This is a genomic window from Xanthomonas sp. SHU 166 (genome assembly GCF_000364685.1).
Lineage (GTDB): Bacteria > Pseudomonadota > Gammaproteobacteria > Xanthomonadales > Xanthomonadaceae > Xanthomonas_A > Xanthomonas_A sontii.
The window spans coordinates 1-13,415 of the sequence record NZ_AQOJ01000513.1; the positions used below are offsets into that span (position 1 = coordinate 1).

Genomic DNA, 13,415 nt, shown 5'->3' on the forward strand with positions numbered 1-13,415 from the left:
GCAGGGAGAAGGAACCGTCAGCTCGACGTGGATCGTCCGTGCTCGCCGGCACACACCGGCAATGGCGAGATCCACCGCGGCTCAGGCGCCGTCGATCAACTCCATCCACGCCTGCTCGGCCTGGGCCAGGTCGCGCGCGGCGGCCTCGCGCTCGCGGCCCAGCACCGCCATTTTCTCCGCATCGGCGTAGTGCTTGGGATCGGCGAGCTGCCGGTCGAGCTCGGCCAGCGCCGCTTCCAGCTCGCCCACGCGCTTCTCCGCGGCGGCCAGCTTGTGCGGGTTCGGCGGCTTCTTCGCCGGCATTGGCTTGACCGGCGGCGGCGGGGTCGGCGCGGCCTCGGCCAGTTTCTGCTTGGTGCCCTGCGCGGCGGGGCGAGTGCGCAACCACGCGGCATAGGCGTCGAGGTCGCCGTCGAACGGTTCGACCACGCCGTCGGCCACGCGCCAGAAGGTGTCGCAGACCAGGCCGATCAGGTGGCGGTCGTGCGAGACCATCACGATCGCGCCCTCGAAATCGCTCAGCGCCTCGGCCAGCGCCTCGCGCATCTCCAGGTCGAGGTGGTTGGTCGGTTCGTCGAGCAGCAGCACATTGGGCTGTTGCCAGGCGATCAACGCCAGCGCCAGGCGCGCGCGCTCGCCACCGGAGAACCCGTCGACCGGCTCGAACGCACGGTCGCCGGGGAAATTCCACTTGCCGAGGAAATCACGGAACGCCTGGTTGCTGGCGTCCTTGTCGATCTCGCGCATGTGGTCCATCGGCGACTGGCCTTCGTGCAGCGACTCCACCGTGTGCTGGGCGAAGTAGCCGATACGCAGGTCCGGATGCGCCATGCGCTCGCCGGCGATCGGCGGCAGTTCGCCGACCAGGGTCTTGACCAGGGTGGTCTTGCCGGCGCCGTTGGGGCCGAGCAGGCCGATGCGCTGACCGGCCTCCAGGCCGAAACCGACGTTGTGCAGGATCACCGCGTCGGCGCCGTAACCGGCCTCGGCGTGATTGAGGCGGATCAGCGAGAACGGCAGCTTGGCCGGCGGCGCCAGTTCGATGCGGAACTCGCGCTCGGCGCGCACCGCCTCGGTGCCGGCCAGCTTCTCCAGGCGCTTCATCCGGCTCTGCGCCTGCGCCGCCTTGGAGGCCTTGGCCTTGAAGCGGTCGATGAAGCTCTGCAGGTGGGCGCGCTCGGCCTGTTCCTTCTCGTGCGCGATCTGCTGCTGGCGCAACTGCTCGGCGCGCTGCCGCTCGAAATCGGTGTAGCCGCCGGTGTACAGCTTGGCGCCGCCGTTGTGCAGATGCAGGGTGTGGGTGGCGACGTTGTCGAGGAACTCGCGGTCGTGCGAGATCAGCAGCAGCGTGCCCGGGTATTTCAGCAGCCACTGCTCCAGCCAGTACACCGCGTCCAGGTCGAGGTGGTTGGTCGGTTCGTCGAGCAGCAGCAGGTCGCTGGGCATCATCAGCGCGCGCGCCAGGTTCAGGCGCACGCGCCAGCCGCCGGAGAACGAGGACACCGCGCGGTGATGGGTCTCGGCCGGGAAGCCGAGGCCGTGCAGCAGCTTGCCGGCGCGCGCATCGGCGTCGTAGGCGCCCATCTCGGCCATCTTGGTGTGGGCGGCGGCGACCGCTTCCCAGTCCTCGCGCGCGGTCGCCTCGGCCTCTTCGGCCAGCACCGCGGCCACCGCGGTGTCGCCGCCGAGCACGAAGCTCAGCGCCGGGTCCGGCAGCGACGGGGTTTCCTGGGCGACGCTGGCGATGCGCACCTTGCCGGGCAGGTCGACGTCGCCCTTGTCGGCCTCCAGTTCGCCCTTCACCGCCGCGAACAGGCTGGACTTGCCGGCCCCGTTGCGGCCGACCACGCCCACCCGGTAACCGGCATGCAGGGTGAGGTCGACATTGGACAGCAACAGCCGCTCGCCGCGGCGCAAGGCGAAATTACGTAGGGAAATCAAGGCAGGGCACTCGGCTAGCGAGGCGGAAGTGTAGCCGCTTCGCCCGTCCCGGCCCACCCGGGGCGGCGACGCGGCGCGGTCCGAGGCGGCGCGCGGGCCGCCGCGAAAACCCGACCCAGGTCCGTTTTTGTATACGCGCCCATGTGAAAAACGGATTTCAATCCGATGGCACACGCTGCACCGCAGCATCCACCCCGCCCCACCGGAAATCGCCAGACCCGCGCCAATCCCCCAGCCAGGAGTCTCCGCCCGATGACGCAACGCCGCCTCCCCCTCGTCCGTGCCGTCCTGCTCGTGCTCGCCTCCGGCAACAGCCTCGCCCAGTCCCAGCAGGCGCCGACGACGCTGGACAACATCATCGTCACCGGCACCCGCATCGCCGACCGCACGGTGGCCGAATCGCAATCGCCGATCGACATCATCGCGCCCGAGGCGCTGCAGGCCACCGGCGCCAGCGACCTCGCCAGCGCGCTCGGCAAGCTGCTGCCGTCGCTGAACTTCCCGCGCCCGGCGATCAACGACGGCAACGACGCGCTGCGCCCGGCGACCCTGCGCGGCCTGTCGCCGGATGCGGTGCTGGTGCTGCTGGACGGCAAGCGCTACCACACCACCTCGCTGGTCAACTACAACCCGTCGGTCGGGCGCGGCTCGGCGCCGGCCGACCTCAACTCGATTCCGATGTCGGCGATCGCGCGCATCGAAGTGCTGCGCGACGGCGCCTCCGCGCAGTACGGCTCCGACGCCATCGCCGGGGTCATCAACATCGTGCTCAAGCACGGCGCCAAGGCCGGCAGCAACAGCGTCTCCGTCAGCGGCGGCATCATGGACAAGGGCGACGGCGCGCAGAACGGGATCGACGGCTCCTACGGGCTGGCCTTCGGCGGCGCGCCGGGCGGCGAGGCGCCGGGCTGGGTGCGGGTGTCGTGGAACTACCTCAACGCGATGAACACCAACCGCGCCGAGAACACCGACAAGGCCACCACCCTGGCCGGGGCCGCCAACCCCAGCGGCGTTCCCTACGAGCGCTACGGCGATCCGGCGCTGAAGACCTATCAGGGGCTGGTCAACTTCGGCTACGCGCTCACCCCGCACGTCGACCTGTACGGCTACGCCAACGTCAGCCGCCGCGAGGTGCTGTCCAACGGTTACTACCGCGCCTGGGACAACAGCGACCGCAACGTGCAGGCGGTCTACCCCAACGGCTACCTGCCGCAGATCTACAACCCGTCCAACGACCGCGCCGCGGTGCTCGGCGTCAAGGGCAGCACCGACAGCGGCTGGACCTGGGACGTCTCCGCCGACTACGGCAAGAACGACGTCACCTTCGACCTGCGCAACACCATCAACACCAACCTGTACTGGAGCACCGGCGCCTCGCCGACGCGCTTCAACGCCGGCGGCTTCCGCAACGAGCAGAACGCGCTCAACGCCGACTTCAGCAAATCCCTGGACTGGGGCCTGGCCTATCCGGTCAACCTCGCCTTCGGCGCCGAGTACCGGCAGGACAAGTACGCCGTGGTGGCCGGCTCGCCCACCTCGATCTACTTCGACCCGAACGCCATCAACCCGGACACCGGCGCACCGTATCCGGGCGGTTCGCAAGTGTTCCCCGGCCTGTCGCCGACCGTGGCCGGGCAGTTCCAGCGCCACAGCAAGGCGGTGTACGCGGACCTGGAAGCGGACCTGAGCGAGCGCCTGTCCGGCGGCGTGGCCGCACGCTACGAGGACTACAGCGATGCCGGCACCACCCGCTCGGGCAAGCTGTCGGCGCGCTACCAGCTCAACGACGCCTTCGCCGTCCGCGGCACGATCTCCAACGGCTTCCGCGCGCCCTCGCTGGCGCAACAGAACTACGCCTCGGTGGTGACCCTGCCGGTGGACGGCGTCCTCAGCCAGATCGGCACCTACCGCACCTCCGACCCGGTGGCGATCGCGCTCGGCGCCAAGCCGCTGGCGCCGGAGAAATCCACCAACTACAGCATCGGCGCGGTCTGGCAGCCCGGCGGCGGCTTCAATTCCACCCTGGACCTGTACCAGATCCGCATCTGGGACCAGATCCTGTACTCGGACCAGATCTCGCTGGCCGTGCCGATCGGCCAGGTCAGCGCCGCGCAGTTCTTCGTCAACGGCGCCACCACCCGCACCCGCGGCGTGGACTGGGTGAGCAACTACCTGCTCGACCTCGACCGCGCCGGCACGCTCAACCTGAGCTTCAGCGCCAACTACAACAAGATCGAGATCCTGGAGATCTCCGATCCGAACTTCGGCCGCGCCAGCCAGGGCCTGCTGACCGATGCCACGCCGCGCACCAAGTACGTGCTCAGCGGCGACTGGAGCCTGGCCGGCTGGACCCTGCATGGCGACGCCACCCGCTACGGCGCCATCACCCGCCGCGGCGACGACGCCGACGGCAGCCAGGATCAGGCCTTCGCCGCGCGCTGGCTGCTGAACCTGTCCACCAGCTACGCCTGGCACGACCTCACCTTCACCGTCGGCGCCGACAACGTCACCAACCAGTACCCGACCCGGACCGCGCTGAACAACATCTACGACGACCGCCCCAACGGCCTGCAGTACTCGCCGCTGTCGCCGTTCGGCTTCAACGGGCGCTACTGGTACGGGCGGGTGAGCTACCGCTTCTGAGCGACCCTGGCGGGCGTCGCCGCGATGGGCGACGACGTCCGCCACGCGCGACTCGCGCGGACGACAGGCCTATGCCGCAGCTGTCCCGGTGGGCGCGGACGCTACCGGGACGTTGTGCGTGCCTCCCCATTGCGGACGGCGGCGCGCGGCGTTCTGCCACCCCTTAGAACGCAATGGAATAAGAACATGCGCTTGCATCCTGCGACGCAGCACGCATGTTAAAAAATAATTAGACATCCCTGAGGACGCGGCCTGCCGGCCCTGCCGGTCGCCGCACGCCCCGCCTGCCGTTTCGGCACCTGCTGGAGTTTTTATGAACCGTCCGTTGTCGCTGCTGGCGAGCGCCGTGCTCGCCGCCCTCGCCGCCCCTTCCTTCGCCCAGACCGCGTCCGACGCGCCGAGCACGCCCAGCACGCCCAGCACACTGGACACGGTGATCGTCACCGGCACCCGCGTCAGCGACCGCACCGTCGCCGAGTCGCAATCGCCGATCGACATCATCACCCCCGAGGCACTGCAGGCCACCGGCACCTCGGAACTGGCCACCGCGCTGTCGCGTGCCCTGCCCTCGCTGAACTTCCCGCGCCCGGCGCTGACCGACGGCACCAGCGGCATCCGCCCGGCGCAGTTGCGCGGGCTCTCGCCCGACCAGGTGCTGGTGCTGGTCAACGGCAAGCGCCGCCACACCTCGGCGATGATCAACGTCAACGGCACCATCGGCCGCGGCGCCTCGGCGGTGGATCTCAACGCGATCCCGATCGCCGCGATCGAGCGGGTGGAAGTGCTGCGCGACGGCGCCTCGGCGCAGTACGGCTCCGACGCCATCGCCGGCGTGGTCAACATCGTGCTCAAGGGCGCCGGCGAAGGCGGCAGCCTGGCCGTGGAGCACGGCAAGTACTCGGCCGGCGACGGCGCCAAGTCGCAGCTCTCCGGCGATACCGGGGTCGGCTTCGGCGACGGCCGCGGCAGCCTGCACGTGGCCGGGCAGATCAGCCAGCAGGACGCCACCAACCGCGCCGGCCCCTACCAGGGCACCGCGCCGAACACCGGCAACTATCCCGGCATCGGCCAGACCACCTTCGTCTACGGCGACCCCAAGGTCGACGCCACCGCGGTCTCGGCCAACGGCGAGTTCCGCTTCAGCGACAACCTCACCGGCTACGCCACCGCGATCGCCAGCAACCGCGACATCACCTCGTTCGCGTTCTACCGCTCGCGCAACCACAACGGCCAGACCGCGCTGCTGGCGCAGGTCTACCCAGACGGCTACGTGCCGCAGATCGAGCAGTACTCCAAGGACCGCTCGCTGGTCGCCGGCCTGAAGGGCAGCACCGCCGGCGGCTTCGCCTGGGACGTCAGCTACAACTACGGCTACAACAAGGTCGACTTCCACACCGCCAACAGCATCAACTACAGCCTCGGCGCGGACAGCCCGCGGCGCTTCTACGACGGCGCGCTGGAGTACACCCAGAACGCAGTCAACGCCGACTTCACCCAGCCGCTGGATTGGGGCCTGGCCTATCCGGTGACGCTGTCCTTCGGCGCCGAGTACCGCCAGGAGAAGTGGAACCAGTCGCCCGGCGAGCCGGCCTCGTACACTGGCACCACCGGCGGCGCGCAGGGCTTCGCCGGCTTCGCGCCGCTCAACGCCGTGCATTCGGACCGCCACAACTACGCGGTGTACGCGGGGCTGGAAGCCGACCTCACCGACAAGTTCTCCGCCGGCCTCACCGGCCGCTACGAGGACTACTCGGATTTCGGCAGCAAGACCTCCGGCAAGCTGTCGGCGCGCTACGCGTTCACCGACAAGGTGGCGCTGCGCGGCACCGTCGCCAGCGGCTTCCGCGCGCCGTCGCTGGCGCAGCAGCAGTACCAGGCGGTGACCAGCAGCTACATCAACGGCAGCTTCTTCGAATCCGGCACCTTCCCGATGAACAGCGCCGTGGCCCAGGCCCTGGGCGCTGCGCCGCTGAAGGCCGAGACCTCGCTGTCCTATAGCCTGGGCCTGGTGCTGCAGCCGGTCGAGCGCCTGTACCTGACCGTGGACGCGTACCAGATCGAGATCGACGACCGCATCCTGCTGTCGTCCAACCTCAACGATGCGGCGGTGCTGGGCAAACTGCGCCAGCTCGGCTACAGCAACGTCACCAGCGTGCGCTACTTCAGCAACGCCGCCGACACCCGCACCCGCGGCGTCGACGTGGTCGGCACCTACAGCATCCCGCTGGCGGCCAGCACGCTGGACCTCACCGCCAGCTACGGCTACAGCAAGACCGACATCACCCATGCGGTGACCCAGCCGCAGGCGCTGGCCGCGATCGGCTCGACCCAGACCACGCTGGGCCGCGACGAGATCGGCCGCCTGGAAGACAGCTACCCGAAGGACAAGCTGATCCTCAGCGGCACCTGGAAGCTGCCGAAGTGGGACCTGAGCCTGGCCGCCACCCGCTACGGCGAATTCACCGTGCGCAATTCGGCCACCGCCGCCCGTGACCAGACCTACGGCGCGGACTGGGTGGTCGACGCCTCGGCCAGCTTCAAGCCGAGCACCAACTGGACGCTGACGCTGGGCGCGGACAACGTGTTCGACCAGTACCCGGACAAGACCGCCAACCTGATCAACTCCACCTACGGCATGCTCCCGTACAGCAACTACTCGCCGTACGGTTTCAACGGCGCCTACGTGTACGGGCGGATCAATTACCGCTGGTGATCGCACGCGCGGGCATCGATTGCGCCTGCGTTGAACGGCATGACGACGGCCCGGGTTTCCGGGCCGTTGTTGTTGTTGGGACGGGGATTTGGGATTTGGGATTTGGGATTGGAGATTCGCCAGCCTGCGACGTTTTCGCCGGCCTGAACGTTTTTGCAGGAGCGGCTCCGGCCGCGGCACGATGCTGTCCATGGGGCGCGGCTGAAGCCGCTCCTCCGGCGCATGGATCGGGCGTCCTTGTGGAAGGGACTTCAGTCCCGACGCATGAAGGTGCCGGCTGGCGCTGGGCTTCACTCGTCGCGGCTGAAGCCGCTCCCACAAGCGCCATACGCATTGCTCGCGAGATGCTGCGCTCGTGCAACCGCGACGCGCCCAACACCGTGCTCTGCCTCGTGCCGCGCAGCCAGCATCCCTCACATCGCACTGCGAAAAACGCCGCAGCACCCGCGCGCAGGCACCGCCGCGTGCACCATGTCCGTGCGCATGGCCTGCATTTTGTCTACACGCTCGGAAAATCCCGGGATTGGCGCTGCCGCAACGCCTGCAGCAGTGGTTGCAATTGCAACCTCGCCATCAGGCTTAACGGAATATTGACTCCATTGACATCAACCGGTAATCCCTAGGTCGCGTCGTCGCATCCGCCAGGGGACAGGGGAGTGCGCATGCAGCGGCGCCTCCCCCCACTTCTGGAGCCGCCTCCCCCATGACGCGCACGCTCACTCCGCTCGCCCACGCCGTCGCCCTGTGCCTGGCGACGTCCGCCGTTTCGGTCCACGCGCAGAACACCGGCAACGCGCAAACGCTGGACACCGTCATCGTCACCGGTACGCGTGTGGCCGATCGCACCGTCGCCGAATCGGCCTCGCCGATCGACATCATCTCGCCGGAGACGCTGCAGTCCACCGGCACCACCGAACTTGCCACTGCGCTGTCGCGCGCGGTGCCCTCGCTGAACTTCCCGCGCCCGGCGATCACCGACGGCTCCGATGCGGTGCGCCCGGCGCAGTTGCGCGGGCTCTCGCCGGACCAGGTGCTGGTGCTGGTCAACGGCAAGCGCTACCACACCACCGCGCTGGTCAACCTCAACGGCGCGCAGGGCCGCGGCTCCTCGCCGGCCGATCTCAACACCATTCCCATCGCCGCGGTCGAACGCATCGAAGTGCTCCGCGACGGTGCCTCAGCGCAATACGGTTCCGACGCCATCGCCGGCGTCATCAACATCGTGCTCAAGGGCAGCGGCACGGGCGGCAGCCTGGCCGGGCGCTACGGCAAATACAGCGCCGGCGACGGCGAGCAGTACCAGCTCTCCGGCGATGCCGGGCTCACCTTCGCCGAGACCGGCACAGTGCACTTCGCCGCGCAGGCAGGACACCAGGACCAGACCGACCGCGCCACGCCGTACCAGGGCCAGGTGCAGCAGCGCTACGGCGACCCCGACGTGGACCAGGGCGCGGTCTCCTACAACGGTCAGTACAGCCCGGCCGACTACATCACCTTCTATTCCTACGCGATGCTCAGCCGCCGCGAGGTGCTGTCCAACGGTTACTTCCGCTGGTCCGGCGACAACCGCAACCGCCCGGAGATCTACCCCGACGGCTTCCTGCCGCAGATCTACAACGTCAGCAAGGACGTGTCCTGGGTCGGCGGGGTCAAGTCCAGCACCGCCGGCGGCCTGGCCATCGAGCTCAGCTACAACTACGGCCGCAACGATCTGAGTTTCGACGTGCGCCACAGCCTCAACAACAGCCTCGGCCTGGCCAGTCCCACCGAGTTCTATGCGGGCGCGCTGCAGGTCACCCAGAACGTGCTCAACGCCGACTTCAGCAAATCGCTGGAGGTCGGCCTGGCCTACCCGGTGACCCTGGCCTTCGGCGCCGAGTGGCGCGGCGAGAAGTTCAACGAATCGCCGGGCGCGCCGGCGTCCTACGTCAACGGCGGCATTCCCTCGGCCAACGGCACCCTGCTTCCGGGCGCGCAGGTGTTCGCCGGCTTCAAGCCCGGCGACTCCGGCCACTACGATCGCAACAGCTACTCGGCCTATCTCGACCTGGAAGGCGACATCACCGACAAGTTCTCCGCCGGCCTCGCCGGGCGCTACGAGAACTACAGCGACTTCGGCGACACCGCCACCGGCAAGCTGTCGCTGCGCTACGCCTTCAGCCCGAAGGTCGCGTTGCGCGCCACCGTCTCCACCGGCTTCCGCGCACCGTCGCTGCAGCAGCAGTATTTCCAGTCGGTCGCCACCAACTTCATCAACGTCGCCCAGCCCGACGGCAGCATCGCCGCCACGCCGTTCGAGATCGGCACCTTCCGCACCGACAACCCGGCGGCGATCGCGCTCGGCGCCGAACCGCTGAAGGCCGAGAAGTCCAAGAACTACGGCCTGGGCCTGGTGCTGCAGCCGGTGGACGCGCTGTACATCACCCTCGATGCCTACCGCATCGACATCGACGACCGCATCGTGCTCTCGGAGAATCTCACCTCCACGGCAGTACGCAACTACCTGCAGGGCAACGGCTACGCCGGCATCGGCGGCGGCCGCTACTTCACCAACGCCATCGACACCAAGACCCAGGGCGTGGATGCGATCGGCACCTACAAGCTCACGCTGCCCGCGAGCAGCCTCGATCTCACCGCCGGCTACAACTACAACAAGACCGACATCGAGAAGATCGCCGGCAATCCTGCGGTCCTGGAAGCGATCGACCCGACCGCGGTACGCATCGGCCGTGCCGAGATCGGGCGCATCACCCGCGGTTCGCCGCGCGACAAGTTCTTCCTGAGCAGCGTATGGTCGCCCGGCGCCTGGGCCTTCACCGCCACGGCCACGCGCTGGGGCGAATTCACCGACTTCGGCACCACGCCGGCCGCCGACCAGACCTATGCGGCCAAATGGACCCTGGACCTGTCGGCCGCGTACACGCTGGGCCGCTGGCGCGTGACCGTCGGCGGCGACAATGTGCTCAACGAGTATCCCGACCGCTCGCGCGCCGGCGCCGGCACCCGCACCTATCTGCCGTACAGCACGTCCTCGCCGTTCGGCTTCAACGGCGCCTTCGCCTACGCCAACGTCAACTACAGTTGGTGATGCATTGCGGCGGCGGTGTCCCGGCACCGCCGCCGCCGCGTTCATCGCAGACAACGCCGCGACCGCATGTCCGCCAGGTCGGTCTCGATGGCGTGCGGCGCTACACCGCTGACGCAGGAATCGGATGGGCACCAACGCGGCGGTGACGAAGCGTCGGCAAAGCGCGCGCCCATAAGCCTCGTCCCGTTCGGCAACGCATCGCACTCGCGCCGTCATCCGTTCGACCCATGCGTTTGCAGCGACGCGTCGCCTGATCGCGGCCGACGGCGACGCAGAGGCGTCAAACATTCGCCGCGCGATCCGGGCGCATCGGGCCGAGCAACTGCACCGATCCCGTCACGTCGGTGATGGCCATCTCAGACACGACACGACTCGTGATCGCATTCGACAAACGCCGGGCGACGGCGCGATGGATTTCCCCACGATGCAACGCGCTCGCCATCGACAGCGGCGTTCGGCATCGCTTGGCTGTGCCGAACGCGGAAGCGCCAGCAACAACATGCCCTGCTGCACCGCGAGGACATACCCGCAATGTGTGGCATGGAAACTGCAATAAGGTCCACGCCCGACACCCCGGCGATGCCGGATGGTCGACGCGAATCGCGCGTGACCTGGGGCCATACCTGAGCAAGCCGATGCGGCGTATTTGCGGGAATTCTTCCGCAAAAATAAGCGTGAGCCACATCACAAGTATGAATCGATTGATTATTTGTCAACAGTGGCCTGTTGCGATTCGCGTAATGTGGAATCGCCTGAACGGCAGGCAAAAAAGCCCCATCCGGGGAAGGACCGTGTCATGTGGAAAACTTCAAAAATAGCGGTGCTATCAGGCATCGTCGCGTGCTCGGCGCTGGCGTCCAGCGCCTATGCGCAGAGCTGTTGCCCGAGCGGCGGCAACGGCAGCCCGATCTCCATTCGTGGTCTGGGTGAAAGCGCGCCGGCGGCGACCAATCTGTCCACCAACGCGTCGGCGCGCATCTACCAGTTCGAGCGCAACGGCGTGACCTACCTGCAGATCAACGACTCCACCGGCCAGGTGCGTGGCGCGATCGGCCGCGTCGGCGACACCGCCTGGGTGACGCCGATGGGCAAGGACGTGGATCGGGTGAGCACCGTCGACACCTTCGACAGCAGCCGCGGCACCGTGGTCTACGATGCGCGCTACTTCACCGTGCAGCTGGCCAGCAGCGCCAACGGCGACGTCTGGACCGTGACCATCAAGAAGTAACGGTCTTTTCCAGCGGTTCGGAGATCAGGAAGCTGATCTTTTGCTCATGACGGCGCCGGCAGGTGCCGTCATGAGCCTTCAAGCGGCTGGCCAGTTCCCAGTCCATCTCGTTGGCGCTGTGATGCTTGCGGCCGCCGCCCGGCATTGCCGCATCGGCTTCCACGGTCACCACCACGCCGCGCTTGCCGCGTGCCGACCAGACTCGTGCGGTGATCGTGTGCCGGCCCGCATCGGGCAGGATTTCCATGGCGTTGAGCACGCAGCGATACGCCGCCAGCTGCAGCCCGATCGACAGCCGCCGCGAATCCCCGTGCAGGCGCGCCTCGACCTCGGTATCGCAGGCGTTGGCGAAGGCGATGGAGTTCAGCGCGCCGTATAGGCCGTGGGTTTCGATATCCAGCGGATACAGCGCCGCGACGTAATCGTCCAGCAACTGCGCCTGGATCACCCCGGTACGGTTCATTTCCATCGCCGCGGCGTAGTGACCGTGCTCCTTCAGGGTGCTGGCGATGTCGCGACGCAGCTTGTTGATGTGCACGTGGATGTCGGTGTACTCGATCACGCGGTTACGCAGGGTGCGCTCGGCCGACATGTAGCTGGCCTGGGCCACCTGCAACGCCTCCTGTTCGGCGAAGCCCAGGCGCCGGGCCTGGTCCATCACCCCGGCGATGCGGGTACCGAGCACGAACAGCGTGGTGGCGGCGAACGACACCAGCATCTGCACGTAGAAGGTTTCCAGGTCGAACGCACCGGCGTGATGCGACTTGGCAAGCGCCATTGCCACCGCGATGTCGGCCATGACGATGCCGACCGCCGCACCGCGCCACTCGTGGCCCAGGGTCAGCCAGAAACCCGGCACGATCATCATCACCAGCAGGAACTGGCGCGCCACTCCATCCGGCACGTTCATCGCCGCCGCGAACAGGACCGCCACCATCAGCGCCGCGCGCAGGCTGTCGTGCATCAGCCCACGCGACATCAGCGCGGTGCCTTCGCGGCGCACCCACAGCAAGGCCGGCAACACGAACACCAGGATGCCGAGATAGTTACCGACCCAGAACTTCAGCGCGTTCTCGACGTTGATGTCGGTGGTCGGCCCATCCAGCACCCAGTTCAGCGCCTTGTTGATCAGCACGCCCCACAGCGCCATGCCCAGCACCACCGGCAGCAACCGCTGCTGCCAGACCAGCATGTCGGGGACGCGGCGGCGGAACCACAACGGCACCAGCGCCGACAGCGGCATCAGCAGCAACGGGCTGAGATAGGCCCAGGCCGCGCTCTGCCCCTCGTCGATCAGCGGCACACGCAGCACCAGCAGCGCAGCGGCATCGCCAAGCAGCAAGTACGGCCATAGCCGCAAGGGCATGAACAGCAACACGGCCGCGCGCAGGCCGGCGGGCAGGAACCATTGGTCCAGAGACAACTGCCACGCCATCAGGTATCCGGCGCAGTACACGGAGCTCAGGAGCAGTCCCTTCGCGAATGTCTTCAGTCTAGCCATGCCACCCTGGTCCTGGCAGGACACCTAATTGGCGCAAACATACACCACGGGATGGGCCGAAACAGTAGACAGATAACGTCCATCATCCGCTGTAATGCCTTTCCTGACAGGGAGTTGCGCGGGGGACCCGATCGCTGCGACTTCCATCCCACTCAGGGTGTCGGGGAGCGGGAGCCGGGGCCGGGACGCGGCACCGCCCGGGGCGTCGGTTGCGCGGCTCGCCGGCCCCGGCAAGTGCGTCCGTGCCCCACCCGCGCGATGCCGGGGCATGCGTCTCGCGGCTGCCTGCTCCCGATGGCAG

Annotated in this window: 7 protein-coding genes; 4 read left to right on the forward strand and 3 right to left on the reverse strand. The window is 67.9% G+C overall.

The window, feature by feature from the left end; all coding sequences use genetic code 11:
* Positions 1-81 precede the first annotated feature (81 nt).
* Positions 82-1,941, reverse strand: a complete 1,860-nt coding sequence (locus D180_RS13085; RefSeq protein WP_043090969.1) for an ABC-F family ATP-binding cassette domain-containing protein — start codon at positions 1,939-1,941, stop codon at positions 82-84.
* A 252-nt stretch (positions 1,942-2,193) separates the two neighbouring features.
* Between D180_RS13085 and D180_RS13090 the strand changes: the two genes are divergently transcribed.
* From D180_RS13090 to D180_RS13100, 3 genes are all read left to right on the forward strand, one after another.
* Complete coding sequence (locus D180_RS13090) at positions 2,194-4,584, forward strand: TonB-dependent receptor (RefSeq protein ID WP_017913141.1); 2,391 nt, start codon at positions 2,194-2,196, stop codon at positions 4,582-4,584.
* A 313-nt stretch (positions 4,585-4,897) separates the two neighbouring features.
* The gene (locus tag D180_RS13095; RefSeq protein ID WP_017913142.1) at positions 4,898-7,297 is read left to right on the forward strand and encodes a TonB-dependent receptor; all 2,400 of its coding nucleotides are present in this window, start codon (positions 4,898-4,900) and stop codon (positions 7,295-7,297) included.
* Positions 7,298-8,000: 703 nt separating this feature from the next.
* Positions 8,001-10,385 (forward strand): TonB-dependent receptor, encoded by a 2,385-nt coding sequence (locus tag D180_RS13100; protein WP_017913143.1) that lies wholly within the window; start codon positions 8,001-8,003, stop codon positions 10,383-10,385.
* A 280-nt stretch (positions 10,386-10,665) separates the two neighbouring features.
* Here D180_RS13100 and D180_RS23960 read toward each other — a convergent pair whose 3' ends face one another.
* Complete coding sequence (locus D180_RS23960; RefSeq protein ID WP_157835461.1) at positions 10,666-11,070, reverse strand: hypothetical protein; 405 nt, start codon at positions 11,068-11,070, stop codon at positions 10,666-10,668.
* Positions 11,071-11,181: 111 nt separating this feature from the next.
* On the opposite strand from D180_RS23960, the gene D180_RS13105 reads away from it, so the two are divergent.
* Entirely contained in the window at positions 11,182-11,613 is a 432-nt protein-coding gene (locus D180_RS13105; protein WP_026144368.1) for a hypothetical protein, read from the forward strand.
* Here D180_RS13105 and D180_RS13110 read toward each other — a convergent pair.
* Entirely contained in the window at positions 11,603-13,114 is a 1,512-nt protein-coding gene (locus D180_RS13110) for an MASE1 domain-containing protein (RefSeq protein WP_081616482.1), read from the reverse strand. The two genes, D180_RS13105 and D180_RS13110, sit on opposite strands and share 11 nt — an antisense overlap.
* Between the last annotated feature and the right edge of the window lie 301 nt (positions 13,115-13,415).